Source organism: Micromonospora sp. NPDC049662, from assembly GCF_040675055.1.
Taxonomy (GTDB): Bacteria; Actinomycetota; Actinomycetes; order Mycobacteriales; family Micromonosporaceae; genus Micromonospora.
Genome location: NZ_JBFAOC010000010.1, coordinates 25,291 through 48,561, shown reverse-complemented (window position 1 = coordinate 48,561; position 23,271 = coordinate 25,291). Strand labels below are relative to the sequence as shown.

Annotated in this window: 27 protein-coding genes; 19 read left to right on the top strand and 8 right to left on the bottom strand. The window is 72.0% G+C overall.

Annotation, left to right across the window (positions count from 1 at the left end; translation table 11 throughout):
• Nucleotides 1–26: 26 nt before the first annotated feature.
• From AB0J36_RS10655 to AB0J36_RS10645, 3 genes are read right to left on the bottom strand one after another with little or no spacing between them, the layout of a single operon-like run.
• Nucleotides 27–758: an ABC transporter ATP-binding protein gene (locus AB0J36_RS10655; protein WP_357394717.1), complete on the bottom strand. Its 732-nt coding sequence runs from the start codon at nucleotides 756–758 to the stop codon at nucleotides 27–29.
• Nucleotides 731–1,561 (bottom strand): ABC transporter permease, encoded by an 831-nt coding sequence (locus AB0J36_RS10650; RefSeq protein WP_357117652.1) that lies wholly within the window; start codon nucleotides 1,559–1,561, stop codon nucleotides 731–733. Before AB0J36_RS10650 ends, AB0J36_RS10655 begins: the two co-directional genes overlap by 28 nt.
• Nucleotides 1,558–2,523 (bottom strand): aliphatic sulfonate ABC transporter substrate-binding protein, encoded by a 966-nt coding sequence (locus tag AB0J36_RS10645; RefSeq protein WP_357394714.1) that lies wholly within the window; start codon nucleotides 2,521–2,523, stop codon nucleotides 1,558–1,560. The genes AB0J36_RS10650 and AB0J36_RS10645 overlap by 4 nt, the downstream gene beginning before the upstream one ends.
• Nucleotides 2,524–2,670: 147 nt before the next feature.
• On the opposite strand from AB0J36_RS10645, the gene AB0J36_RS10640 reads away from it, so the two are divergent.
• Both AB0J36_RS10640 and AB0J36_RS10635 read left to right on the top strand, forming a co-directional pair.
• Nucleotides 2,671–3,858 carry an LLM class flavin-dependent oxidoreductase gene (locus tag AB0J36_RS10640; RefSeq protein WP_357394711.1) on the top strand — a complete coding sequence of 396 codons (1,188 nt, stop codon included), beginning with the start codon at nucleotides 2,671–2,673 and terminating at the stop codon, nucleotides 3,856–3,858.
• Between the two features lie 74 nt (nucleotides 3,859–3,932).
• A complete protein-coding gene (locus AB0J36_RS10635) occupies nucleotides 3,933–4,580 on the top strand; it encodes a hypothetical protein (protein WP_357394710.1) in 648 nt (215 codons plus the stop codon).
• 17 nt (nucleotides 4,581–4,597) lie between these two features.
• Here the strand turns inward: AB0J36_RS10635 and AB0J36_RS10630 are convergent, their stop codons facing one another.
• The 3 genes from AB0J36_RS10630 to AB0J36_RS10620 all read right to left on the bottom strand — a co-directional run bounded on the left by AB0J36_RS10630 (nucleotide 4,598) and on the right by AB0J36_RS10620 (nucleotide 7,322).
• Nucleotides 4,598–4,975 (bottom strand): hypothetical protein, encoded by a 378-nt coding sequence (locus AB0J36_RS10630; protein WP_357117664.1) that lies wholly within the window; start codon nucleotides 4,973–4,975, stop codon nucleotides 4,598–4,600.
• Between the two features lie 121 nt (nucleotides 4,976–5,096).
• Entirely contained in the window at nucleotides 5,097–6,374 is a 1,278-nt protein-coding gene (locus AB0J36_RS10625; protein ID WP_357394708.1) for a barstar family protein, read from the bottom strand.
• Between the two features lie 129 nt (nucleotides 6,375–6,503).
• Entirely contained in the window at nucleotides 6,504–7,322 is an 819-nt protein-coding gene (locus AB0J36_RS10620) for a hypothetical protein (RefSeq protein ID WP_357394707.1), read from the bottom strand.
• Nucleotides 7,323–7,484: 162 nt separating this feature from the next.
• Here AB0J36_RS10620 and AB0J36_RS10615 point away from each other — a divergent pair, with 162 nt between their 5' ends.
• The 8 genes from AB0J36_RS10615 (at nucleotide 7,485) to AB0J36_RS10580 (ending at nucleotide 12,928) form a co-directional block, all read left to right on the top strand.
• Entirely contained in the window at nucleotides 7,485–7,622 is a 138-nt protein-coding gene (locus tag AB0J36_RS10615) for a hypothetical protein (protein ID WP_357117672.1), read from the top strand.
• 92 nt (nucleotides 7,623–7,714) lie between these two features.
• On the top strand, nucleotides 7,715–8,017 hold the full coding sequence (locus tag AB0J36_RS10610; RefSeq protein ID WP_222957358.1) for an urease subunit gamma: 303 nt from the start codon (nucleotides 7,715–7,717) through the stop codon (nucleotides 8,015–8,017).
• Nucleotides 8,014–8,364, top strand: coding sequence for an urease subunit beta (locus tag AB0J36_RS10605; protein ID WP_357394704.1), 351 nt, complete (start codon nucleotides 8,014–8,016; stop codon nucleotides 8,362–8,364). Before AB0J36_RS10610 ends, AB0J36_RS10605 begins: the two co-directional genes overlap by 4 nt.
• Nucleotides 8,361–10,064, top strand: coding sequence for an urease subunit alpha (locus tag AB0J36_RS10600; protein ID WP_357117686.1), 1,704 nt, complete (start codon nucleotides 8,361–8,363; stop codon nucleotides 10,062–10,064). The genes AB0J36_RS10605 and AB0J36_RS10600 overlap by 4 nt, the downstream gene beginning before the upstream one ends.
• The gene (locus AB0J36_RS10595; protein ID WP_357394700.1) at nucleotides 10,064–10,885 is read left to right on the top strand and encodes an urease accessory UreF family protein; all 822 of its coding nucleotides are present in this window, start codon (nucleotides 10,064–10,066) and stop codon (nucleotides 10,883–10,885) included. The genes AB0J36_RS10600 and AB0J36_RS10595 overlap by 1 nt, the downstream gene beginning before the upstream one ends.
• A complete protein-coding gene (gene ureG, locus AB0J36_RS10590; RefSeq protein ID WP_357394697.1) occupies nucleotides 10,875–11,633 on the top strand; it encodes an urease accessory protein UreG in 759 nt (252 codons plus the stop codon). Before AB0J36_RS10595 ends, ureG begins: the two co-directional genes overlap by 11 nt.
• Nucleotides 11,633–12,373 carry an urease accessory protein UreD gene (locus AB0J36_RS10585; RefSeq protein WP_357169557.1) on the top strand — a complete coding sequence of 247 codons (741 nt, stop codon included), beginning with the start codon at nucleotides 11,633–11,635 and terminating at the stop codon, nucleotides 12,371–12,373. Before ureG ends, AB0J36_RS10585 begins: the two co-directional genes overlap by 1 nt.
• Nucleotides 12,374–12,553: 180 nt before the next feature.
• Nucleotides 12,554–12,928, top strand: a complete 375-nt coding sequence (locus tag AB0J36_RS10580) for a cupin domain-containing protein (protein ID WP_357117699.1) — start codon at nucleotides 12,554–12,556, stop codon at nucleotides 12,926–12,928.
• An 8-nt stretch (nucleotides 12,929–12,936) separates the two neighbouring features.
• Here AB0J36_RS10580 and AB0J36_RS10575 read toward each other — a convergent pair whose 3' ends face one another.
• Complete coding sequence (locus tag AB0J36_RS10575) at nucleotides 12,937–13,401, bottom strand: MarR family transcriptional regulator (protein WP_357117702.1); 465 nt, start codon at nucleotides 13,399–13,401, stop codon at nucleotides 12,937–12,939.
• A 97-nt stretch (nucleotides 13,402–13,498) separates the two neighbouring features.
• On the opposite strand from AB0J36_RS10575, the gene AB0J36_RS10570 reads away from it, so the two are divergent.
• The 7 genes from AB0J36_RS10570 to AB0J36_RS10540 all read left to right on the top strand — a co-directional run bounded on the left by AB0J36_RS10570 (nucleotide 13,499) and on the right by AB0J36_RS10540 (nucleotide 20,373).
• Nucleotides 13,499–14,581 carry a substrate-binding domain-containing protein gene (locus tag AB0J36_RS10570; protein WP_355049787.1) on the top strand — a complete coding sequence of 361 codons (1,083 nt, stop codon included), beginning with the start codon at nucleotides 13,499–13,501 and terminating at the stop codon, nucleotides 14,579–14,581.
• Between the two features lie 406 nt (nucleotides 14,582–14,987).
• Nucleotides 14,988–16,232 carry an urea ABC transporter substrate-binding protein gene (urtA, locus tag AB0J36_RS10565; protein ID WP_357117706.1) on the top strand — a complete coding sequence of 415 codons (1,245 nt, stop codon included), beginning with the start codon at nucleotides 14,988–14,990 and terminating at the stop codon, nucleotides 16,230–16,232.
• A 76-nt stretch (nucleotides 16,233–16,308) separates the two neighbouring features.
• Nucleotides 16,309–17,196, top strand: a complete 888-nt coding sequence (urtB, locus tag AB0J36_RS10560; RefSeq protein WP_357117709.1) for an urea ABC transporter permease subunit UrtB — start codon at nucleotides 16,309–16,311, stop codon at nucleotides 17,194–17,196.
• Entirely contained in the window at nucleotides 17,193–18,380 is a 1,188-nt protein-coding gene (urtC, locus tag AB0J36_RS10555; protein ID WP_357117712.1) for an urea ABC transporter permease subunit UrtC, read from the top strand. Before urtB ends, urtC begins: the two co-directional genes overlap by 4 nt.
• Entirely contained in the window at nucleotides 18,377–19,153 is a 777-nt protein-coding gene (gene urtD / locus AB0J36_RS10550; RefSeq protein WP_357117715.1) for an urea ABC transporter ATP-binding protein UrtD, read from the top strand. The genes urtC and urtD overlap by 4 nt, the downstream gene beginning before the upstream one ends.
• A complete protein-coding gene (gene urtE, locus AB0J36_RS10545; RefSeq protein ID WP_357117718.1) occupies nucleotides 19,153–19,845 on the top strand; it encodes an urea ABC transporter ATP-binding subunit UrtE in 693 nt (230 codons plus the stop codon). The genes urtD and urtE overlap by 1 nt, the downstream gene beginning before the upstream one ends.
• Nucleotides 19,846–19,902: 57 nt before the next feature.
• The gene (locus AB0J36_RS10540; protein WP_357117721.1) at nucleotides 19,903–20,373 is read left to right on the top strand and encodes a molybdenum cofactor biosysynthesis protein; all 471 of its coding nucleotides are present in this window, start codon (nucleotides 19,903–19,905) and stop codon (nucleotides 20,371–20,373) included.
• A 7-nt stretch (nucleotides 20,374–20,380) separates the two neighbouring features.
• Here AB0J36_RS10540 and AB0J36_RS10535 read toward each other — a convergent pair whose 3' ends face one another.
• Nucleotides 20,381–20,758: a nuclear transport factor 2 family protein gene (locus tag AB0J36_RS10535; protein WP_357117724.1), complete on the bottom strand. Its 378-nt coding sequence runs from the start codon at nucleotides 20,756–20,758 to the stop codon at nucleotides 20,381–20,383.
• Between the two features lie 181 nt (nucleotides 20,759–20,939).
• Here AB0J36_RS10535 and AB0J36_RS10530 point away from each other — a divergent pair, with 181 nt between their 5' ends.
• Complete coding sequence (locus tag AB0J36_RS10530; RefSeq protein WP_357117727.1) at nucleotides 20,940–21,686, top strand: alpha/beta hydrolase; 747 nt, start codon at nucleotides 20,940–20,942, stop codon at nucleotides 21,684–21,686.
• A 32-nt stretch (nucleotides 21,687–21,718) separates the two neighbouring features.
• Complete coding sequence (locus AB0J36_RS10525; RefSeq protein ID WP_357117730.1) at nucleotides 21,719–23,263, top strand: SpoIIE family protein phosphatase; 1,545 nt, start codon at nucleotides 21,719–21,721, stop codon at nucleotides 23,261–23,263.
• Nucleotides 23,264–23,271 lie beyond the last annotated feature (8 nt).

The following is a 23,271-nucleotide window of genomic DNA, read 5'->3' as shown; positions in this document are numbered from 1 at the left end:
ATCTCCGCTTCGTCAGGTGGTGGGCCTCAGGTGGTGGGAACGCCGAGCCGGTCGAGCAGGAGACGGCGCAGCGCGCCGAAGCCCGGGTCGTCCGGCGTGCGGGTGGGGGCCAGGTCGACGGGCAGGTCCGCGGCGATGCGTCCCTCGTCGAGGAGCAGGATCCGATCGGCGAGCAGCAGCGCCTCCTCCACGTCGTGGGTGACCAGCAGGGCGGCGAAGCCGTGTTCGGCGCGCAGCCGGCGCAGCAGCACCTGCATCCGCAGCCGGGTGAGCGCGTCGAGGGCGCCGAACGGCTCGTCGAGCAGCAGCAGGTCCGGTTCGCGGACCAGCGCCCGGGCGACGGCGACCCGCTGTGCCTGCCCGCCGGACAGCTCGGCCGGCCAGGCCCGGTGCCGCTCGGCCAACCCGACCTCGGTCAACGCCCGCTCGATGCGGCCGGCGGTGTCCGGGCCGGTCAGGCCGAGCCCGACGTTGGCCGCCACCCGCTTCCAGGGCAGGAGCCGGTGCTCCTGGAAGACCACGGCGGCGGTGCCGTGCACGGCGGTCTCACCTGTCGCCTCACCGTCCAGGCCGGCGAGGATGCGCAGGAGAGTGCTCTTGCCCGAACCGCTGCCGCCGAGCAGGGCCACGACCTCGCCCCGGGCGATGCGCAGGTCGACCCCGGCCAGCACGACCGTCGGCCCGAAGGACCGGCGGATCGCGTGGGCGGTCAGCACCGGGGTCGCGCCGATCAGGTGGCTCGCAGTCCGCGTCGCCATGTCAACATCCTCCTCTCCGCCACGCGTAGGGCAAGGTCGGATATCAGCCCGAGCAGCGCGTAGACGAGCAGGCCGAGGAGCACCACGTCGGTCTGGCTGAACTCGCGGGCCTCCATCATCAGGAAGCCGATGCCGGTCTGGGCGTTGACCTGTTCGCCGACCACGAGGCTGAGCCAGGCCGCGCCGATCGCGAGGCGCAGGCCGAGAAAGAGCGACGGCAGCGCCCCGGGCAGCACCACGTGACGCAGCCGGGCGGCCGGCCCGAGCCCGCAGGCCCGGGCGGCCTCCACCAGCCGCTCGTCGATGTCCCGAATGCCGGCGTACGTGTTGAAGTAGACGGGGAAGAACGCGCCGAGCGCCACCAGGCTGATCTTCAGCGACTCGCCGATGCCGACCCAGATGATCAGCAGGGGCACCAGGCCCAGGTGCGGCAACATGCGGGCCATCTGCACCGGCGGGTCGACGAGATCGTCGCCGAGGCGCAACAACCCGGCCACCGTGCCCAGGAGGAGCGCCAGCACGCCGCCGATGAGCAGCCCCGCGCCGGCCCGGGTGAGGGAGTCCACCAGGTGCACGGCGAGCGTGCCGTCGCGGGACAGTCGCCAGCCGGTCGCGAGGATGTCGCTGGGCGCGGGCAGCTTCTCCGGCGCCAGCACGCCGGTCCGGGCCGCCAGCTCCCAGCCCAGCACCAGCGCGACCGGGCTGAGCAGCCGCCGCCACCGCCGGGTCCGCCGGGGGCGCGCTTCGGGCGTCGCCTCGGCCGCCACCTCCGGCGGCGTCTCCAGCAGAGGGGTACGACTCACTGGAACACCGCGCTGAACCGGTCGTCCACCCGGCTCCTGATGTCGACCGGTCCCGGGATGAGGTCCAGCGCGATGAAGCTGTCGGTGATCGCCTGAAGTTCGTCGCCGATGGCCGGGCTGACCGGGGCGAGCGGCCTGGCGCTGCGGGCCAGGGCGCGGCTGGTCACGTCCTCCGGAATCTTCAACTCCGGTGCGAGGGTGCGGGCCCGCTCCTGCGGGTTGGCGATGCCCCAGTCGGTCACCTCGCGGTACTTCTGCAGGAACGCCCGGACGTCGTCCGTGCGCTTGGTGACCGCATCCGGGGCGGCCAGCACGTACTCGCGGTTGCTGGCGAGGCCGGTCGCGTCGGCGAGCACCCGTACGCCCGGCTGCTCGGCCAGGGCGAAGTACGGGTCCCAGATCACCCACGCGTCGACCTGCCCGCTGTCGAAGGCGGGCCGTCCCTCGGCCGGCTTGAGGTACTTCACGTTGATGTCGCGCAGCGTCATCCTGTTGGCCTCCAGCAGCCGGACCAGCAGCCAGTGCACGTTGGAGCCCTTGTTGAGGGCGACCGTCTTGCCCTTGAGGTCGGCGAAGCTGCGGTAGCCGCTGTCGGCCTTGACCAGCACGGCCTCACCCTGCGGGATCGGCGCGGAGGTGCCGATGATGGAGAACGGGATCTTGCCGGCGGCGGCGAAGACCGGCGGGGCCTCGCCCACCTGTCCGATGTCGATCGACCCGGCCTTGAGCGCCTCGGTGAGCGCCGGCCCGCTCTCGAACAGCGACCACTCGACGTCGGCGGCCGCGCCGCGCGCCTTGACCAGGCTGAGCCCGCCGAAGCGCTGGTAGCCGATCCGCAGCTTGCCCCCGTCGTCACCGGCGTCGGCGGACCCGCCGCAGGCGCTCACGCCGCCCGCAGCGAGCAGGACGAGGGCGGTGAACGCCGCTGTGAGCAGGGGACGAACAGGTGAGGGGGTACGCATGGCGGCTCCTTGACATGAGCGGATGAGCCGGGCCGCGTCGACCGGCGTGGGCGGTAGCCTACTAACCCGATAGGTTTTATGGGTAGGCTGTCGGCGGGTTCGTCCCACCCCTCAGGAGCGCCGCGCGCACACACGGAAAGAGTCCCGATGACCCTCACCTTCCACTGGTTCCTGCCCACCAACGGCGACAGCCGGGACGTCGTCGGCGGTGGACACGGCGTACCCACCGGCACGGCCGGGGGCGCCCGCCCGCCGAGCGTGGCCTACCTGGGTCAGATCGCCCGCACCGCCGAGCAACTCGGCTTCGTCGGCGCGCTCACCCCGACCGGCGCGTGGTGCGAGGACGCCTGGCTCAGCACCGCGATGCTCACCGAGGTCACCGAACGCCTCAAGTTCCTGGTGGCGTTCCGGCCCGGCCTGACCTCACCCACCCTGGCCGCGCAGATGGCCTCCACCTTCCAGCGGCTGTCCCGGGGCCGACTGCTGCTCAACGTGGTCACCGGCGGCGAGTCGACCGAGCAGCGGGCGTACGGCGACTTCCTGGACAAGGACGCCCGGTATGCGCGCACGGACGAGTTCCTGCACGTCGTGCGCGCGCTGTGGCGGGGGGAGACCGTCGACCACGCGGGCGACCACCTGCGTGTCGAGCAGGCGCGACTGCACCGGCTGCCCGACCCCACGCCGCCGGTCTACTTCGGTGGCTCGTCCGCGGCCGCCCTGCCCGTGGCCGTGCGGCACAGCGACGTCTACCTCACCTGGGGCGAGCCGCCGGCCCAGGTCGCCGACAAAATCGACCGGGTACGGGCCCTGGCCGCCCACGCCGGTCGGGAGCTGCGCTTCGGCATCCGGCTGCACGTCATCACCCGCGACACCGCCGACGAGGCGTGGGCACAGGCCCGCCGGCTGCTCAACGGCATCGCCGAGGCCGACATCAAGGCGGTGCAGGAAGGGCTGCGTCGCAGCGAGTCGGAGGGGCAGCGCCGGATGCTCGACCTGCACGGCGGCTCCCGCGACAGCCTTGAGGTCGCACCCAACCTGTGGGCCGGCGTCGGCCTGGTACGCGGTGGGGCCGGCACCGCCCTCGTGGGCAGCCACCGCGAGATCGCCGACCGGATCGCCGAGTACCACGCTCTCGGCATCGACGAGTTCATCCTCTCCGGCTACCCCCACCTGGAGGAGGCGTACTGGTTCGGCGAGGGGGTGCTACCGATCCTGCGCCAGCGCGGCCTGTGGCAACACCCCGACCAGCCCTCGGCGGCGGACCTCCGGGACATCCCCTTCGCCGGCACGACGACACCCCGCCCGACGCCGGAGCCCGCGATCGTTGGTCGTTGAGTAGGCGGCGCGCCAGCGCCCAGCGACGCCCCGCTGCCTACCTCCCGTTCCGTCCGTGCCGGTAGTCTCGCCGCGTGAATCCGAAGGTGATCGAGGGCCGGTTGACCGAGACGCAGGCCGGCTCGGGTGTGGAACGGCGCGCTTTCGGTGAGTTCGTCGGGCCCCACGGCGAACTCGCCTCGTACGCGTTCGGCTGGACGACCAACTCCGAGCAGCACGTCGCCCGGCTGACGGTGGGGATCGGGGCCGGAAACCCCGGCGGCGCCAGCTTCCACGCGATCATCTTCGACAGCGAGGACAGCTACGCCTGCTCGCTCGTCGACGAGCCGTTCGAGCGAGTCCCCGAGGGCGGCCCGGACCTCACCGCGACCGAGGCCCGCGCACACGAGGATCTGCCGTTCATCTGGTGGGTGGTGGACCTCGTCATGGAGCGTGACCGACGCGCGCGGTGGATGAAGCACTGGCTGCTGGGGACCAACAGCATCCAGACCAGCGGTGTCTTCGAGCAGAGAGAGCCGATCCTGTACGTCAGCCACGACGCCGACGACGGACGCTGGCAACTTATCGGCGCGAGCGACGCCGACCCCGCGACGGGCAAGCTCAGCCACCTTCACCACGCCGTGGAACACGACCTCACGCTGCTCGACGTCCTCGACCTCGGCCCCGGCGAGAGCGCCCACCGAACCGGGCCGGACGCGCCCTGGACCGCCGGGCCGTCCTGAGACGAGCGGGGGCTTGATTAGTGCCGAGGCATCCCGCCATGAGGACTGTTGACTATGAGCGGCACGCTGTCTGGTGCCAGAAAATAGTGGTCCTCGAAGTACTCGAGGTGAACGTGGCCGCCGTCGTCCATGCTGGCTACCTGGCGTAGCAGGTCGGCGAGGAGCGACCGGCTTTCCGCGCCACCGTGGATGCTGAGATAGTGGCGATCGTCGACACCAATGACGACGGGCCCCTGTGTCGCTTCGATGAGAACACCCCGTAGGTGCCGAGAGTGAGCCGACGGCGCAAGGCTCAACTCGCCTCCGCTTGCTACCAGTTCAGCGAGGTGACAAAGCTCAGCACGGGCACCCGCGATGTCGACACCTTCGGCCGCTGAGTAGTAGTCAAGGTTCACCCCGCAACCCTAGGCTCCCGCGTCTATCCAGCAACTTTCAGCTCTGATCGCCGAGGGTCTTGTCGTTCATCCGGCAGACCGCCAACCCGTGGCGCGATCGGCGATCCCGTCGGCTCACGGCTCAGCGCAAGTCGATCTCAACCTGGTGCTCGGTGAGCATGCCCAGCAGATACTCCAACGTCGTCGCCGGACGCAGCAAACGCCGGTCGTAGCCGGCGACGAGGTGTTCGCGGGCGATGGCAGAGTTGTGCCACACCAGCCGAAATGGTGTATGCGCGCCGAACCCTCCGGCGAGGCAGTCGTCGAGGGCGTCGAGATTCCAACCGAAGTATCCGCCCGGCCCGTTGATCGCCTCGCCGATCGCGCAGTAGAACCCTTCAACGTCGGTGACGAACCGGCCGTCGAGTTCGTACGTGCTGCCGGCCGGCCGGTCCGGCACGCCGGATTGGTGGGCGAGTGCTGCTCCTGCCCAGCGGTGGCGCAGCTCCCGGTCGTAGCCGGCCCACAGGTTCTTCTCGACGGGCCGTCCGGCCCACCAGTGCCTGAGGATGCCCAGGACGCCGGTCGGCATCGGTTCCTGCGGGTCGCTGTCGACGGTCACGTCGAGGAGTCCGGGACCGAGGCGCGATGGCTCGCCGGCCTGGACGGTTCCGGACACCACGGCGGCGATGACCGGGCTGATCGAACCGTCGGCGGCGACCAGGTAGACCTCGGCGCGGATCCGGCGGCGGCGCAGGCAGCCCTTGGTCGACTGCCCGACCGCGTCCAGCGCATCCAGCAACAGTGGTTCCGGTCGGCAGCCGAGCAGCCGGACCTGCGGCACCGGCGGTTCGGCTTGCTCGCGGAACACGCCGATGACGTCCCGACAGGTGCCGTAGGGTGCCTCGTCCGGGCTCAGGAGTACGAATTCGGTGACGTCGTCGCTAGGACGTTCGACAGCGTCCGTGCGGTCGTAGACGTGGACGAACCCGTCGAGGTCGATGTCCACGGTCTCCGGCATCGTCGCGTTTGGCCGTTGCGCGAGGACGACGACGTCGGCGAGGTCCTCGCCCCACCAGGACGGCGGCGTGCCTGGTAGTGGGGGAGGCGCCGTTACGGAGACGTTCCCCAGCCAGGCACTTTCGGTTCCGAGTGCCTCGGCGGGCAGCCGGTCGAGCAGGTCGGCGAGGGCGCCGGCCGGGGCGCAACCGACGAGCGTGAACCGCTCCCGTGGCCGTGGCGGCAGGTCGACGAACACTCCTTCGATCTCCGCGCACAGCGCCAGCGGGATGTCGATCTCGTAGGAGCACTCGAAGCCGACGTCGCCGAGGAGCAGCCAGCGCGGGCTGACCGGATGCTCCCACTTCCACCGCCGCAGCTCCGGCGGAACGCCAGCCTCAAGGCCCGCGCTCGTCGTCACGCCGCGACCCTACCAACTGGAAACGCCGCGGCGGAGAGCGCGTTCGCGGACGACGAAGCACGGCATCCGTAACCTCAATGCGTCCGCTCCTCGGCAGCAGCGGGCTCCGCGACGCGATGCGGCGCAGCGTCAGCCGCCCGTTGCGTCCCACACCACGACGCGCACGACGAACGCCTTGTCCGCGCGGCTGTCGTTGGTGATGGTGGCGAACCCGAGGCGTCCCTCCGAGGTGCGGAAGCACCAGTCGGCGCCGGGCGTGAACAAGGCCCGCGCCGAGCCGGTGGCGGATGCGACGCACCCCGCGTACGCCTGGCCGGGGTTGCCGCCGGAGTACTGGTACACGCTCGGGGCGTTGGCGACCTGGATGTTGTCCGAACGCAGATCGCCCCAATCGTGGTAGAGGTCGAGCCCGTCCGTGGCCCCGTCGGAGTGGTGCGGCACGACCGGCTGATCCGGTTGGTCGACGTCGACGGCGGCCTCTCGGGGCAGCACCAAGTTCCGGACGACGAGGGTGCGGGGCGCGTCGGGGTCCGTCGTACCCCCGGGGGTCGGGGTGGTCTGGCCGGTGGGCGGCGCGGCCGGGCTGGCGCTCGGCGTCGCCGTCGCCGTCGGCCCTCCGGCGGGCGGTGACGTCGACGAGGAGCCGGCGGTGGGTGGCGGCGTCGACGAATCGCGGAGCTGGCTCGCCAGGACACCGCCGAGCAGCAGGCAACCCAGTGCCAGCAACGCGATCGCGACGCGGGTCCGCCGCCGCCAGAGCCAGAACGCCCCGAGCACCAGGACCGCCGTCAGGGTGAGCGCGAACAACAGTACGTCCTGTTTGAGCCAGCTCTCCACCGCGGTCACCACGCCGAGGACGTTCGCCGCCACGCCGATCACGGCGAGGGTCCTGATCCGGCGGTCGTCGCTGTTGCCGCCGGCCGGTGCGGGGGGCGGGGACTCACCCAACGGTTACCTCCACTGTGGATAGCCGTGCCGGAGCGGACTGTACCGCCCCCGTCATGATCCCATCAGCGCGCTCGTCGGCGGACCGCCTTGCGGCGCGGATCGAGTCAACTGTCCGACGTCCCAGCGTGATCTCTCATCCCGGGCACACTGTTGCCGCCGCCGGTGACGATCCTCTACGGTCTGCTGAAGCGGTGGGCGGTGCGGTCCGCATCCGACCGACACCGCCGGGTGCCCGTCGTGCGGGCCGGGATGGTGGAGTCCCGGGCCACCCCGTCGACGGTCGTCACGGCGGTCGTGTGATCCCAGCTCGTACCCCGGGTGGTGCTGTCCGGGCGTGGCTCAGCGCGGAGCCGACGGCGAGCCGACCACGCCGAACCCCACCGGAGAATCCCGTGTTCCTCAGCCCGCACGAGCAGGACCGCCTGCTCGTCCACGTCGCGGCCGATGTCGCCCGCCGCCGCCGCGAGCGCGGCCTGCGACTCAACTATCCCGAAGCCGTCGCGATCATCACCGCCTTCCTGCTCGAAGGGGCCCGGGACGGGCGTTCGGTGGTGGACCTCATGTCGGCCGGCCGGACCGTGCTCGGCCGCGACGACGTCCAGGACGGCATCCCCGAGCTGCTGAGGGAGGTGCAGGTGGAGGCCACGTTCCCGGACGGCACCAAGCTCGTGACGGTGCACCACCCGATCCCGTGATCCCCGGGGAGATCCTGCCGGCGGACAGCCCGGTGGAGATCAACGTGGGTCGGCCGGTCACCACGCTGGTCGTGGTCAACACCGCCGACCGTCCGGTGCAGGTCGGTTCGCACTACCACTTCGCCGAGGCCAACCCGGCCCTGGCGTTCGACCGGGACGTCGCCTGGGGGCAGCGTCTCGCCGTCCCGGCGGGTACCTCGGTCCGGTTCGAACCGGGCGTGAGCCGCAGCGTCGACCTGGTGCCGCTCGGCGGCGCGCGCGTCGTGCCGGGCCTGCGCGGCGAGTGCGCCGGGCCCCTGGACACCGCGTCACCAGCCAGACCGACGACCGACGGGCCGGCGCGGTGAGCGCCGTGCGGCGGGACCGCTACATCGATTTGTACGGGCCCACCACCGGCGACCGCATCCGGCTGGCCGACACGAGCCTGCTGATCGAGGTCGAGACCGACCACTGCGTGGGCGGCGACGAGGCGGTCTTCGGCGGCGGCAAGGTGATCCGCGAGTCGATGGGTCAGTCACGGGCCACCCGTGCCGAGGGCGCCCTCGACACCGTCATCACCGGCGCGGTGGTGCTCGACCACTGGGGGATCGTCAAGGCCGATGTGGGCCTGCGGGACGGGCGGATCGTCGCCCTCGGCCGGGCCGGCAACCCGGACACCATGCCCGGCGTCCACCCCGACCTGGTCATCGGCCCGGCCACCGAGGTGATCGCCGGCAACGGCCGGATCCTCACCGCCGGCGCCGTCGACACCCACGTGCACTTCATCTGCCCGGAGATCGTCACCGAGGCGCTCGCCAGCGGCGTCACCACGCTCGTCGGCGGCGGCACCGGCCCCGCCGAGGGCACCCGGGCCACCACCGTCACCCCGAACGCCTGGCACCTGGCCCGCATGCACGAGGCGCTGGACACGCTGCCGGTCAACGTCCTGCTGCTCGGCAAGGGCAACACCGTCTCGCCAGAGGCGCTGTGGGAGCAGTTGCGCGCCGGCGCGGGCGGTTTCAAGCTGCACGAGGACTGGGGCACCACCCCGGCGGCGATCGACGCCTGTCTGCGGGTGGCGGACGCCTCCGGCGTGCAGGTGTCGATCCACACCGACACCCTCAACGAGGCCGGGTTCGTGGCCGACACGCTGCGGGCGATCGGCGGCCGGGCCATCCACTCGTACCACACCGAGGGCGCGGGCGGCGGGCACGCGCCGGACATCATCACGGTGGCCAGCGAGCCCAACGTGCTGCCGTCGTCGACCAACCCGACCCGGCCGTACACCGCCAACACCCTCGCCGAGCACCTGGACATGCTGATGGTCTGCCACCATCTCAACCCGTCCGTGCCCGAGGACCTGGCCTTCGCCGAAAGCCGCATCCGACCGTCCACGATGGCCGCCGAGGACCTGCTGCACGACCTCGGCGCGATCTCCATCATCGGCTCCGACGCGCAGGCGATGGGCCGGGTGGGCGAGGTGATCCTGCGGACCTGGCAGAGCGCGCACGTCATGAAGGAGCGGGTGGGCGCGCTGCCCGGCGACGGGGCCGCCGACAACCACCGGGCCCGGCGGTACGTGGCGAAGTACACCATCTGCGCGGCGATGGCGAACGGGCTGGACGGCGAGGTCGGCTCGGTCGAGCCGGGCAAGCTGGCCGACCTGGTGCTGTGGGACCCGGCGTTCTTCGGCGTACGACCACACCTGGTGATCAAGGGCGGCATGATCGCGTACGCCCAGATGGGTGACGCCAACGCGTCCATCCCCACGCCGCAGCCGATGCTGCCGCGACCGATGTTCGGGGCGTACGGCGTCGCGGCGGCGGCCACCAGCCTGGCGTTCGTCGCGCCGGCCGCCCTCGACGCCGGGCTGCGCCTGGACGTGCGGCGACGGGTGGTGCCGGTCGCCGACGTGCGCTCGCGGGGCAAGGCCGACCTGCCGGAGAACAACGCGATGCCCCGAATCGAGGTGGACCCGGACACCTTCACCGTGCGGATCGACGGAGAGGTGGTGGAACCGGACCCGGTGCCCCGCCTGCCGATGACCCAGCGGTACTTCCTGTTCTGATGCCGACGTCGAGCCTGCTCCTGCTGCTCGCCGACGGTCGCTTCCCGGCCGGCGCGCACGCGCACTCCGGTGGTCTGGAGGCCGCCGTCGCCGCCGGCCGGGTCACCGACCTGGCCTCGTTGGAGGCGTTCCTCGTCGGCCGGCTGGCCACCGCCGGTCTGGTCGGCGCGGCGTTCGCGGCGGCGGCGCACCGGGCGGCGGTCACGCCGACCAGCGTCGGCCCCGGCGCGCGCCCGGCCGGCCTCGGCCATCCCGCGCGGCGGGCGAACACGCCGACCGATCCCGGCGTCCGCCCGGCGGTGGCGGCTGATTCGGCCGTACGCGGGGGAGCGCCGGCCGACGCCAGCCCGTGCCGGAACGCGCTGGCGCGGCTCGACGCGGAGTTGGACGCCCGTACCGCGTCACCGGCGCTGCGGGGGGTGTCCCGCCGCCAGGGCCGGGCCCTGCTGCGTGCCGGACGGGCCATCTGGTCGGCTGGCCCGTTCGACGATCTGCCCGCGACACCGCAGGGAGCGCACCAGCCGTTGGTGCTCGGGCTGCTCTGCGCCGCCGCCGGCCTGAACCGCGCCGAGACCGCGACGGTCGCCGCCTACGGGACGGTGACCGGCGCGGCCAGTGCCGGCGTACGCCTGCTCGGTCTCGATCCGTACCAGGTGCAGGCCCTGCTGGTCGGTCTCACCGACCTCTGCGACGGCACCGCCGCCGACGCGGCGCGGGCCGCCGACGATCCACCCGAACGGCTGCCCGCGGCCGCCGCGCCCCTTGCCGACATCTACGCCGAAGCTCATGCCACCTGGGAGGTGCGTCTCTTTGCGTCCTGACACCGTTTCGCCGATCGCTGCGCCCACTGCCGACCCGCACGACGAGACCGTTCCGCACATCCACCCCGAGCCGGGGGTGGACCCGCATCCGCCGCTCGCGCGGGCCGGCCGGGCGCTGCGCGTCGGCATCGGCGGGCCGGTCGGGTCCGGCAAGACCGCCCTGGTGGCGGCGCTGTGCCGGGCGTTCGCCGACGAGCTGCGCCTCGGCGTGGTCACCAACGACATCTACACGACCGAGGACGCGGACTTCCTCAAGCGAGCCGGCGTGCTGGACCCGAGCAGGATCCGCGCGGTGGAGACCGGGTGCTGCCCGCACACCGCCATCCGCGACGACATCGGGGCCAACCTCGACGCCGTGGACGAGTTGGCGGAGGCGGTCGGCCCGTTGGACCTGGTGCTGGTCGAGAGCGGCGGGGACAACCTGACCGCCACGTTCAGCCGGGGCCTGGTGGACCGGCAGATCTTCGTGGTCGACGTGGCCGGCGGGGACAAGGTGCCCCGCAAGGGCGGCCCCGGGGTCACCTCCGCCGACCTGCTCGTGATCAACAAGACCGACCTGGCGCCCATGGTCGGCGCGGACCTGGCCGTCATGGACCGGGACGCGCGGGCCCGGCGCGGCGACCTGCCGACCGTGTTCCTGTCAATCGTGGGGGACCCGACGGCCGGTCGGGTCGCCGACTGGATCCGCCACGAGCTGGCCCACCACGCGGCCCTGCACCCGATCGCCGCGCAGGCCGGCCCGGTCTGATGCGCGCGTTCGCCCGGGTGGTGGCCCGCGCCGACGGCCGGGGCGGCACGACCCTGACGGAGCTGCGCGGCGAGACGCCGCTGCTGCTGCGGCAGACACCCGGGGACGGTCGCGTCGTGACCGTGTACGTGGTGGGCGGGGCGGCCGGCCCGCTCGCCGGCGACGACCTGCGGCTGGAGATCGACGTGGGGCCGGGCGCGGCGGTGCGGGTGCACAGCGTCGCCGCCTCGGTGGCCCTGCCCGGCCGGCCCGGCGCCGTGTCGCGGATGGCGGTACGCGCCGTGGTGCACGACGGCGGCGCACTGCACTGGCTGCCCGAGCAACTGGTCGCGGCGGCCGGCTGCGCGCACCTCGCCGAGTCCCGCATCGAGCTGGCCGCAGACGCGCGGCTGACCTGGCGGGACGAGGTGATCTGCGGCCGGTACGGCGAAACGCCGGGCGCCGCCGTCGTGCACACCCGGGTCGACTACGACGGCCGGCCGCTGCTGCGCCAGTCGCTGGCGGTGGGGCCGGGTGCGCCCGGCTGGGCCGGCCCGGCGGTGCTCGGCGGCGCGTCGGCCACCGGGTCGCTGCTGGTGGTGGACCCGTCGCGCCCCGCCGAGCCCGCGATGGTCGAGGGCACGCTCGCGCGGCTGCCCCTGGCCGGTGGTCCGGCGACGCTGTGGAGCGCCACCGCGCCCGACGCACACACCCTGCGCGCCCACCTCGACGCGGGGGTGGGCGCGAGCGTCCAGGGCTGATCCCGTTAGGAAGGGCCCCTTCTTATACACCAGGCGTTAGGAGGGGGCCCTTCCTTGAACCCTCTGGTCATGGCCTGAACCCCGACGTTGTTATGCGGCATCTCGGCCCCGCCGGATCGGAATGCTCCTAGTCTCCGAAGGTGCGATCGTCGGTCGCCGGAGGGCTCACAGGAGGCCGTGATGAGTGGAAATGCTCGACCCGAGGGCATCAGTCCGACAGCCGTGGAGGGCGCTCCCGGGCTGTGGCGCGTCGACCTTCAGCGGCACGATCTCAGCATCGAGGGCCGGGAGGTCGTGCAGAGCCGGGTGGAGTTCACGCCGGACTCGCCGCCGTTCAAGCACTTCCACCCCGGCGAGGAGATCATCTGTGTGCTCCAGGGGTCGCTGGAGTACACCCTCGACGGTCAGCCGCCGGTGGTGTGCAACGTCGGTGACGCCCTGACCGTGCCGTACGGGGTCCACCACCAGGCCCGCAACGTCGGCGACGGGGTGGCCGTCGAGTTGGCCACGTACGTCGTCGAGAAGGGCAAGCCGCTGCTCACCAAGGTGGAGTGAGCCCGACGTCAGCGGCGCGGCCCGGCCGCCTCGGCGTGGTCGCGGCGACCGGCCGGGTCGAGGCGGGCGATCAGCTCGGCGAGGTCGTCGAGCAGGGCGCTGTCGGCCGGTACGCCCACCTCGGCGAGGCTGGCCCGGACCCGCTCGTCGAGGCGGGCGTGCTCGCGGCGGCCGCGGGCAGTCAGGTAGGCCCGGATCCGTCGGCGGTCCAGCACGTCGATCCGCCGGAACACGAGGTTACGGTCGACGAGTTGGTCGACCAGCTTGGTGAGCGTGCCCGGCGGCAGCGAGGCTTCGGCGGACACCTCGCTCATCGGGTGGCCCTGACCGTCGGCGAGCAGGCAGAGCACCCGCCACGCCTCGGTGGTCAGCTCGTCGTCGGCCAGGACGGCGGCCAACCGGCGGGAGAGCAGCCGTTCGGCGCGGGTGAGCGAGCGCAGCAGGTCGGCTGGCGCCCCGGGCACGTCTGACATGGAACTCCCTGGGCCGGTGGGCCCTGTCATGGTAGCGAGTCGTCCCGGTCCGTGGTGAACTCTGGTCTTCCGACCTGGGCCGGGCAATCATGTGCTCATGTCCGCGCCGGCACCGCCGTGGCTCACCGTCGATCGGGCCGTGGTCAGCATCGCGCTGGTGTACCCGATGCGCGGGCCGGCGGGAATGTTCGGCCCGACCTGCGAACTCTGCGCCCAGCTCGCGGTCGAGGAGATCAACGCCTGCGGCGGGGTGCTGGGCCGGGAGGTACGGCTGGTGCCGGTCGACGGTGGCGCCCCGCCCGCCGAGGTGGCCGCCGAGGTCGAGGCGCTGGTGTCGGTGGGGGCCGTGCAGGGCGTGACCGGTTGGCACATCTCCTCGGTACGGCAGGCGCTCGCGCCCCGGGTCGCCCACCGCGTGCCGTACGTCTACACCGCGCTGTACGAGGGCGGTGAGCGTACCGAGGGGGTCTATCTGACCAGCGAGACGCCGGACGCCCAGTTGTGGCCCGCCATGCGGCTGCTCGCGGGCGAGCAGGGCGTGCGCCGTTGGTTCGTGGTCGGCAACGACTACGTGTGGCCGCGGCGTACCGCGCGGGCGGCCCAGCGGTACGCGTTGCGCGGCGGCGGTCGGGTGGTGGGGCAGGCGTTCCTGCCGTTGGAGACGCACGACTTCGACGAGGTGCTGCGCCAGATCGAGCGCAGCGAGGCCGACGCGGTGGTGATGCTGCTCGTCGGCGCGGACGCGGTGCGGTTCAACCGGGCGTTCGGGCGGGCCGGGATGGACCAGCGTTGCCTGCGCCTGAGCACGTTGATGGACGAGAACATGCTGCTGGCCAGTGGCGTGGGCGCGACGCGGCGGCTCTACAGCACGGCGGGCTTCTTCGCCGGTCTGGTGACGCAGGAGAACCTGGACTTCCATGGCGAGTTCGCCCGCCGGTTCGGGGTGGAGGCACCGCCGCTGGGCAGTCTGGGGGAGTCCTGCTACGAGGGTGTGATGCTGCTCGCCGCCCTGATCGCGCAGGCCCGCACCCTCGACGTACGGGCGATCGAGACGGCTGCCGACTCGGTGGCGTACCACGGGCCGCGCGGTCGGCTGCGGCTGCGTCGGCGGCACGTGCGCCAGCGGATCTACCTCGCCGAGGCCGACGGTCTCGACTTCACCGTGCTCGCCCAGCTCTGACCGACCGTCCGGACCCTTGACAGGTCCACCCGGCCCGACCCTAAGATACTTCCTGCGTGAAGGATCTGGCTCGGGGCCGGATACCGCGATTGTGTCCACCGTCGGCGGAAATCTGTCCGCCGACCATTGTGGTGGCCCTTTCCTCAGCCGAATTAATCAGTGCCGGCATCGTCTGTGAAGGCGATGTCGGCCATTGTGGCGTGCGCCCTCTCCAGGTGCCGGGGAAACAGTCAATTAAGGACTGGGAAACACTCACGCAATCATGCCGGTCGACGCTTTGCGTGCCCGTACCCGATGCGATGACCACCGGCGACGTCCACCCGTCGACCTCGGCATCGCCAAGTTCAGCTCCACCGGACCGCACCGACCGTCCTTTCGCTACTTGAGTGCACCGCAGGGAGATTAGATGTCACTTCTTTGGGGCCGCCGCATCCTGGCGGGTGCCATGACCCTCGTCGCCGCGGCCGCCATGACCGCGTGCGGCAGCAAGACCAATGACGAGGGCGGCACGGCCGGCGTCACCGCCGACGTCTCCGGCGACACCGTCAAGGTGGGCCTGCTCAACTCGCTCTCCGGCACCATGGCGATCAGCGAGGTCACCGTCCGCGACTCGATCATGCTCGCCGTCGAGGAGATCAACGCGGCCGGTGGGGTCCTCGGCAAGAAGATCCAGCCGGTCGGCGAGGACGGCGCGTCGGACTGGCCCACCTTCGCCGAGAAGGCCGAGAAGCTCATCTCCGAGGACCGGGTCGCTGCCGTCTTCGGCTGCTGGACGTCGGCCAGCCGCAAGGCGGTCAAGCCGGTGTTCGAGAAGAACAAGGCGCTGCTGTTCTATCCGGTGCAGTACGAGGGCCTGGAACAGTCGCCCTACATCTTCTACACGGGCGCGACGACCAACCAGCAGATCGTCCCCGGGCTCGACTACCTCAAGTCCCAGGGAACGAAGTCGGTCTACCTGGTCGGCAGCGACTACGTGTTCCCGCGAACGGCCAACAAAATCATCAAGGCGTACGCGGCGGCGAACGGGATGACCGTGGTCGGCGAGGATTACGCGCCGCTCGGGTCCACCGAATTCGGCACGATCGTCAACAAGGTCAAGTCGTCCGGCGCGAAGGCGGTCTTCAACACCCTCAACGGTGACAGCAACGTGGCCTTCTTCAAGGAGTACAAGTCGGCCGGGCTGACCGCCGCCGCCATGCCGGTGGTGTCGGTGTCCATCGCCGAGGAGGAGGTCAAGGGCATCGGCACCCAGTACCTGGAGGGTCAGCTGACCGCCTGGAACTACTACCAGACCACGCCCGGCGCGGCGAACAGCAAGTTCGTGGCCGCGTACAAGGCGAAGTACGGCGCGGACAAGCCGACGAGCGACCCGATGGAAGCCGCCTACGTCAGCGTCTACCTGTGGAAGGCGATGGTCGAGAAGGCCGGCGCGTTCGACGTCGAGAAGGTCCGCGGCGCGTCCGACGGGATCACCTTCGACGCGCCGGAGGGCCTGGTCACCGTCGACGGCAAGACCCAGCACATCGCCAAGACCGCCCGCATCGGCAAGATCGGCGCGGACGGCCTGATCACCGAGGTGTGGAACTCCGGCAAGCCGGTCGCGCCGGACCCGTACCTCAAGACCTACCCGTGGGCGAGCGGCCTGAGCTGACGACGCCGGCCCGGGCGGGTGGCGCGACGACGCGCCCCCGCCCGGGCCCCCCGACCAGCAGTACGGAGTACCCACCGTGACAGTCCTCTTCGGTCAACTCTTCACCGGCATCAGCATCGGCGCGGTGCTGCTGCTCATCGCGCTCGGGCTGGCGCTGACCTTCGGCCAGATGAACGTGATCAACATGGCCCACGGCGAGTTCATCATGGCCGGCGCCTACACCACGTACGTGTTGCAACAGAGCATCAGCGGGGCCGGTGTCTCCCTGCTGGTGGCGTTGCCGGTGGCGTTCGTGGTCGCCGGCACGATGGGTGTGCTGCTGGAGATCCTGCTGATCCGTCGGCTCTACGCCCGCCCGCTGGACACCCTGCTGGTCACCTGGGGCGTGTCCCTGATGCTGCAGCAACTCGCGCGGGACGTCTTCGGCAGCCCGAACGTGCAGACCCGCGCGCCGGACCTGCTCACCGGCAACGTGGCGTTGCCCGGCGGGCTGACCGTCGCCAACAACCGGCTGTTCATCCTGGCCCTGGCGCTGGCCGCCGTCGCCGCGCTCACCCTGGCGCTGCGGCTCACCCCGTTGGGGCGTCGGATCCGCGCGGTGGTGCAGAACCGCGACCTCGCCGCGGTGTCCGGTATCCCCACCGCCCGGGTCGACCGGACGACGTTCTTCGTCGGCTCCGGCCTGGCCGGGCTCGCCGGGGTGGCGCTCACCCTCCTCGGCCCGATCGGCCCGACCATGGGCACCAACCTGATCATCGACGCCTTCCTGGTCGTCGTGGTCGGCGGGATCGGCCAGCTCAAGGGCAGCGTGATCGTCGCCTTCGCCCTCGGCGTGCTCCAGGCCACCGGGGAGTACCTCACCACCCTCAGCGTCGCCAAGGTGATCGTCTTCGTGGCGATCGTCGCGTTCCTCCAGTGGCGGCCACAGGGCCTGTTCACCCTGCGGACCAGGAGCCTCGCATGACCGCCGTGACACCCGCGCCGCCGAGCACCGTCGGCACACCGGCCCCGGCCGACGCCGTGCCACCGAGACGGCCCGGTGGCCGCTCGCGGCTGCGCACGCTGGCCGGGTTCGCGTTCGGCGCGGCGCTGCTGTTCGCCGTCGCGCCGCTGGCGCTGTCGGACTTCCGGCTGGCCCTGCTCGCCAAGTACCTCTGCGTCGCCATGGTGGCCGTCGGCATCGGCATCGCCTGGGGTCGGGGCGGCATGCTCACCCTCGGCCAGGGCGTCTTCTTCGGCCTCGGCGGCTACGCGATGGCCATGCACCTCAAGCTCGCCGACGCGGGTCCCGGTGGGATGCCCGACTTCATGCAGCTGTACGGGCAGCTCGACGAACTGCCCGTGTGGTGGCGGCCGTTCGCCAGCCCGTGGTTCGCGTTGCCCGCCACGGTGCTGCTGCCGATGGCCGTCGCCTTCGGGCTCGGCTCGCTGGTGTTCCGTCGCCGCGTGCGGGGCGCGTACTTCGCCATCCTCAGCCAGGCCCTCGCCGCCGCCATGGTGATCCTGCTGATCGGTCAGCAGGGGACCACGGGCGGCACCAACGGGCTCACCGACATCCAGGGCTTCTTCGGTTACGACCTCGACGACCCGGTCAACCAGCGGATGGTCTACTTCATCATCGCCGGCATTCTGTTGGCGCTGCTCGCCCTGGCCCGCCAGCTCATGCACAGCCGCTACGGCGAACTGCTGGTGGCGGTGCGCGACGGCGAGGAGCGGGTCCGCTTCCTCGGCTACGACCCGGCGTCGGTCAAACTCGTCGCCTACGTGGTGGCGGCCGGCATGGCAGGCCTCGCCGGCGCGCTGTTCGTGCCGGCGGTGGGCATCATCTCGCCCGCCCTGATCGGCATCGTCCCGTCGATCGAGTTCGTCATCGGGGTCGCGGTGGGCGGTCGCGCCACGCTGCTCGGGCCGGTGCTCGGCGCGGTCGCGGTGGCCTGGGCGCGTACCGCCCTCTCCGAACGGTTCCCGGGCACCTGGACGTACCTCCAGGGTCTGCTCTTCGTGGTGGTGGTGGCGTTCCTTCCCGGCGGCCTGGCGTCGCTGTGGGCGCTGGCCCGTCGCCGCGACGCGGACCCCGCGTCGAGCCGGCGCGGGTGGTTCCCGCTGGCCCGGCGACGCGCCGACCGGGCGGAGGTGGAAGTGGCATGAGCGACGACCGACTGGACGGGTTGTCCGTCCGTGACGTGCGGGTCAGCTTCGACGGTTTCACCGCGGTCGACGGCGTCTCGCTGGAGGTGCCCGCCGGGGACATCCGGTTCCTGATCGGGCCGAACGGCGCGGGCAAGACCACCCTCGTGGACGCGATCACCGGCCTGGTGCGGGCCACCGGATCGGTGTGCTTCGGGGATCAGGAGCTGCTGGGTCGGCCCGTGCACCGGATCAGCCGCCTCGGTGTCGGACGGACGTTCCAGACGTCGACGATCTTCGAGGAGCTGTCGGTCGTGCAGAACCTCGACATCGCGGCCGGCGCGCGCCGGAGCTGGGCCACCCTGGCCCGGCGACGGCGGGGCATCCCCGACGAGGTGGCCGCCGCGCTGGACACCATCGGGCTGACCGGCCGGGCCGACCAGCTCGCCGGCACGCTCGCGCACGGCCAGAAGCAGTGGTTGGAGATCGGCATGCTGCTGGTGCAGGACGCCCGGCTGCTGCTGCTCGACGAGCCGGTCGCCGGGATGAGCCACGAGGAGCGCGACGCCACCGGCGCCCTGTTGGAGACGGTGAGCCGCGACCGCACGGTCGTGGTGATCGAGCACGACATGGACTTCCTGCGGCGCTTCGCGCGTAGCGTGACCGTGCTGCACGCGGGCAAGGTGCTCAGTGAGGGCACGGTGGCGCAGGTCCAGGCGGACCCGCGCGTGCAGGAGGTCTACCTTGGCCACTCGGTCGACGCCGGGTCGGTCCCCAGTCCTTCGGAGGCATGATGCTGACCCTGCGTGGGGTGCACGCCGGTTACGGACGTTCCCGGGTGCTGCACGGGGTGGACCTCGCCGTCCCGCCGGACGGGGTGGCCGCGGTGCTCGGGCACAACGGCGCCGGCAAGAGCACCCTGCTGCGGGTCGCGGCGGGCCTGCTGCGCCCGACCGCCGGGGTGGTCGAGCTGGACGGCGAGGACGTCACCCGGCTCGCGCCGCACGAGCGGGTGGCGCGCGGGATGGCGTACGTGCCGCAGGGCCAGCAGTGCTTCCCGCACCTCACGGCGGCGGAGAACCTGCGCCTGGTCGCCGACGGCCGGCGCGACGGCGCGGTGGCCACGGCGGAGGTGCTGGACCTCTTCCCGGCGCTGCGCCCGTTGCTGCGGCGGCGGGCGGGGCTGCTCTCCGGCGGACAGCGTCAGCAGCTCGCCATCGCCCGCGCGTTGATCACCCGGCCGCGGCTGCTCATGCTCGACGAGCCGACCGAGGGCATCCAGCCGTCGGTGGTCGCCGAGATCCAGGAGCGGATCGTCGAGCTGACCCGGCAGACCGGCTTCAGTGTGCTGCTCGTCGAGCAGCACCTCGGCTTCGCGCTGCGGGTGGCGAACCGCTACCACGTCCTCGAATCCGGCCGGGTCACCTCGCACGGCGATGGGGGAGTCACGGCGGAGCGGGAGGTACGCGCGGCCCTGGCGGTCTGAGCCGGCTCGGGCCGGAGCGTGCCCCGGCGGCACCCTCCGGTTCGTAGAATCCCTGCCATGGCGCAGATCGTCGAGTTACTGGCCTCGCCCGTGCACCGCTTCCTGGGCCGGCCCAGCGACGGTCCGGCACCCGCGCCCCCCGGCGAGCTGGTCGACGCCGTCCAGATCCGGGCCGGCCTCGGCATCGTCGGCGACCGCTACTTCGGCAAAGCGGCACACCGCGACGCCAGCGTCACGGTGATCGCCCAGGAGTCGCTGCCGGCCGGCATCGGGCTGGCGCAGGTCCGCCGCAACATCCTCACCGCCGGCCTCGCCGTGGACGAGCTGATCGGCCGGGTGCTGGTGCTCGACTCCGGCGACGGCCCGGTCGGCCTGCGGGTGAACCGGGCCGCGCGCCCCTGCGCCTGGATGGACGTCACGGTCGGCCCGGGGGCCTGGAAGGCGCTGCGCACCACGGGCGGCGTCCGCTGCACCCCCCTGCACGACGGCGTGCTGCGGATCGGCCCGGTCACCGCCACCGTGAGCTGACCGGCGCTCAGACCTGGCTGATGTGCGCGGCGAGCACCCGCCACCCGTGCGGGTCGTCGTGCACCCAGGTGCGGGTGTAGCGCAGGCGCGCGCTGAACGGCGCGCCGTCGAACATCCCGGCGACCCGGGCCAGGCAGAACGTCACCCCGGTCGACCCGACGACGAGCAGGTCCAACTCCTCCTCGGTCAGCTCCTCGACGACCGAGGTCCGGTCCCGGTACGCGGCGAGATCTTCCGCCTTGGTGTGCTTTCGGCCGTCGGGGCCGATCGCGATCAGTTGGTCGACCAGCAACTGGTCGAGGGCGGCGGCGTCACCGGCCCGCTGCGCGGCCTGCAGGGTGCGTTCAGCGTCGAGTAGCTCCGCCTCGCGTGCGCTGTCCGGCATGGCGCCGTCCTCCCGGTCTCCCACTCCCGGCGTCACCGTCCGGACTGACCGCATTGTGGCAGGCCGACCCGTCGGGACGTGGGGCATCGGCGCGGCGGCGCGCCCGCCCGTGTCGGGGAATCGCCGACAGCAGCCTGATTCATCCCGAATACTGGCTTTATGCCACGGAAGGTGATGCCGCATGAGTGCCTCTGACACGTCCGGTCAGCAGGCGGGGCTGCCCACCATCGTGCTCGTGCACGGGGCCTTCGCCGACTCGTCGAGCTGGAACGGGGTGATCGCCAACCTCAAGCGCCGGGGCTATCCGGCCATCGCCGTCGCCAACCCGCTGCGCGATGTGCAGGGGGACGCGGCGTACGCCCGCTCCGTCGTGGACAACGTCGACGGTCCGGTCGTGATGGTCGCGCACTCGTACGGCGGACTGGTGATCACCGAGGCCGCGGACGGCGCGGCCAACGTGAAAGCCCTGGTGTACGTCGCCAGCATCAGCCCGGACGTCGGCGAGAGCGTGGTCGACCTGGTCATGAAGTACCCCGGCAGTCAGCTCGTCACGTCCATCGAGATGGTGCCCTACCCCCTGCCCGACGGTGGGACGGCCATGGACCAGTACATCAAGCAGGACGTGTTCCCGGAGGTGTTCGCCGCCGACGTCGACCCCGAGCTCGCCGAGCTGATGGCGGTCACCCAGCGGCCGGCCTCCGCGATGGCCCAGACCGGGTCCGTGAAAAAGGCGGCCTGGAAGACCATCCCGTCGTGGACCCTGATCAGCACGCAGGACCAGGGCATCCCGCCGGACCTGCAACGCTTCCTGGCCCAGCGGGCCGGGTCCACCGTGGTCGAGGTCGACGGGTCGCACGCCGTGGCGGTCTCGCAACCAGGCCCGGTCGCCGACTTCATCGACACCGCCGCCCGCGCCACCATGGGCTAGCTCGGACGGCGGTGCGTACTAGGCTTCGTGCCATGGCGGACCAGGACCGTCCGGGCGCGCACGCCACCGGAGCGACGCGACCGGTCGAGACGGTCGTCCGGGAGATCCTCGCGGTGGTCCCGGCCGGGTGCACCTGGCTGGTGCCGGTGCCCGACGCCCACCGAGCCGTCGCCGACTGGCGGATCGCGGCCACCAGTGGGCAGAGCCAGGACATCTACGGTCGGGGCGTCGACCGCGTCGGCGCCTGCCTCAGCGAGTTGTACCCCACCATGGTCGGCGGGCCGCTCTGGCAGCTCTACGAACGGGTGTTCAGCACCGGGCCGTCGGGCCGCCTGGCCGACTTCCGGTACGTCCAGAGTCGTACCGGGGTCGTCGCCGACTCGCTGTTCGACGTCGAGGTGCACCGGGTCCTCGGCGGCCTGCTGGTGTCCTGGCAGCGGCTCGACGAGGACCGTCGTCGCCTGGACCGCACCGAGCTGCTGGGCAGCCTCGGCTGGGCCGAGTACGACCTGGCCAGCGGGATCAGTCAATGGTCACCCGGCATGTACCGCGTCTTCGACCGGGATCCCGCGCTCGGGCCGCTGTCGCGCGCCGAGCAGGCAGCCGCCCTGTTACCCGACGACTACCTGCTGCGCGAGGCGGCGTGGCAGACGTTGGACGGCGGGGAGTCCTCCGACGTGACGGTCCGGTTCCAGACGACCGGCGGGGTGCGGCACCTGCGGATCCTCTCCGACGTGTCCCGGGACGCGGACGGCGTACCGCTGAAGATCCACGCCGTGGTGCAGGACGTGACCGCCCGGGTGAACTCGCGTACCGCCATCGAACGGCTCAACGACCAGTTGCGGACGCGGGAGCTGACCGCGCTGGCCGAGCACCGGCTCGCCGGGCAGTTGCAGAACCTCATCCAGCCGGTGCCCCGCGAGACGTTCGCCCTGCCCGGCATCGAGGCGGTGGTCAACTACCTGCCGGCCGAGAGCACCGCGCAGGTCGGCGGTGACTGGTACCACGCGCAGGCCCAGCCGGACGGCACGGTCGTGCTCGCCGTCGGCGACGTCGCCGGTCACGGCCTGGACGCGGCGAGCGGAATGGCGCACCTGCGCTTCGCCCTGGTTTCCTGGCTGTCGATCGGCATCGGGGACCCGTCGGTGCTGCTCGGGCACCTCAACCGGCTCTGCGGTCAGCTCTCGATCACCGCCACCGCGGTGGTCGCCGTGTACGACCCGGCCACCCGGGCGCTCTGCTGGGGCCGGGCCGGGCACCTGGCGCCGCTGCTGTCCCGAGCCGGTCGGACCGACCCGCTCGAAAGCCCGCCGGGTCTGCTGCTGGGCGCCATGGTCGACTCGACGTACCCGGTGCTCACCGCGCGACTGCGCCCCGACGACCTCGTGCTGTTCTACACCGACGGCCTGGTCGAGCGCCGGGAGCCCGGGCAGGACCGGTTGCGGCAGGTGAGCGCCACCCTGTCCGCGCTCAGCGCGACGCCGGGGGAGCAGACCCTCGCCCGGCTGCGGAATCTGCTGCACCACCCCAGCCCGGACGACGACACGTGCACCCTGGCCGTCCGCGTGCTGCCCTGATCCGCGCC

Coding starts and splice junctions, on each gene's coding strand:
- AB0J36_RS10525 (WP_357117730.1), top strand. CDS start 21,719: ATGGCGGACCAGGACCGTCCGGGCGCGCACGCCACCGGAGCGACGCGA.
- urtA (WP_357117706.1), top strand. CDS start 14,988: ATGTCACTTCTTTGGGGCCGCCGCATCCTGGCGGGTGCCATGACCCTC.
- AB0J36_RS10585 (WP_357169557.1), top strand. CDS start 11,633: ATGCGCGCGTTCGCCCGGGTGGTGGCCCGCGCCGACGGCCGGGGCGGC.
- urtD (WP_357117715.1), top strand. CDS start 18,377: ATGAGCGACGACCGACTGGACGGGTTGTCCGTCCGTGACGTGCGGGTC.
- AB0J36_RS10655 (WP_357394717.1), bottom strand. CDS start 758: ATGGCGACGCGGACTGCGAGCCACCTGATCGGCGCGACCCCGGTGCTG.
- AB0J36_RS10535 (WP_357117724.1), bottom strand. CDS start 20,758: ATGCCGGACAGCGCACGCGAGGCGGAGCTACTCGACGCTGAACGCACC.
- urtC (WP_357117712.1), top strand. CDS start 17,193: ATGACCGCCGTGACACCCGCGCCGCCGAGCACCGTCGGCACACCGGCC.
- urtE (WP_357117718.1), top strand. CDS start 19,153: ATGCTGACCCTGCGTGGGGTGCACGCCGGTTACGGACGTTCCCGGGTG.
- AB0J36_RS10645 (WP_357394714.1), bottom strand. CDS start 2,523: ATGCGTACCCCCTCACCTGTTCGTCCCCTGCTCACAGCGGCGTTCACC.
- AB0J36_RS10580 (WP_357117699.1), top strand. CDS start 12,554: ATGAGTGGAAATGCTCGACCCGAGGGCATCAGTCCGACAGCCGTGGAG.
- AB0J36_RS10530 (WP_357117727.1), top strand. CDS start 20,940: ATGAGTGCCTCTGACACGTCCGGTCAGCAGGCGGGGCTGCCCACCATC.
- AB0J36_RS10595 (WP_357394700.1), top strand. CDS start 10,064: ATGCCGACGTCGAGCCTGCTCCTGCTGCTCGCCGACGGTCGCTTCCCG.
- AB0J36_RS10570 (WP_355049787.1), top strand. CDS start 13,499: ATGTCCGCGCCGGCACCGCCGTGGCTCACCGTCGATCGGGCCGTGGTC.
- AB0J36_RS10575 (WP_357117702.1), bottom strand. CDS start 13,401: ATGTCAGACGTGCCCGGGGCGCCAGCCGACCTGCTGCGCTCGCTCACC.
- AB0J36_RS10640 (WP_357394711.1), top strand. CDS start 2,671: ATGACCCTCACCTTCCACTGGTTCCTGCCCACCAACGGCGACAGCCGG.
- AB0J36_RS10540 (WP_357117721.1), top strand. CDS start 19,903: ATGGCGCAGATCGTCGAGTTACTGGCCTCGCCCGTGCACCGCTTCCTG.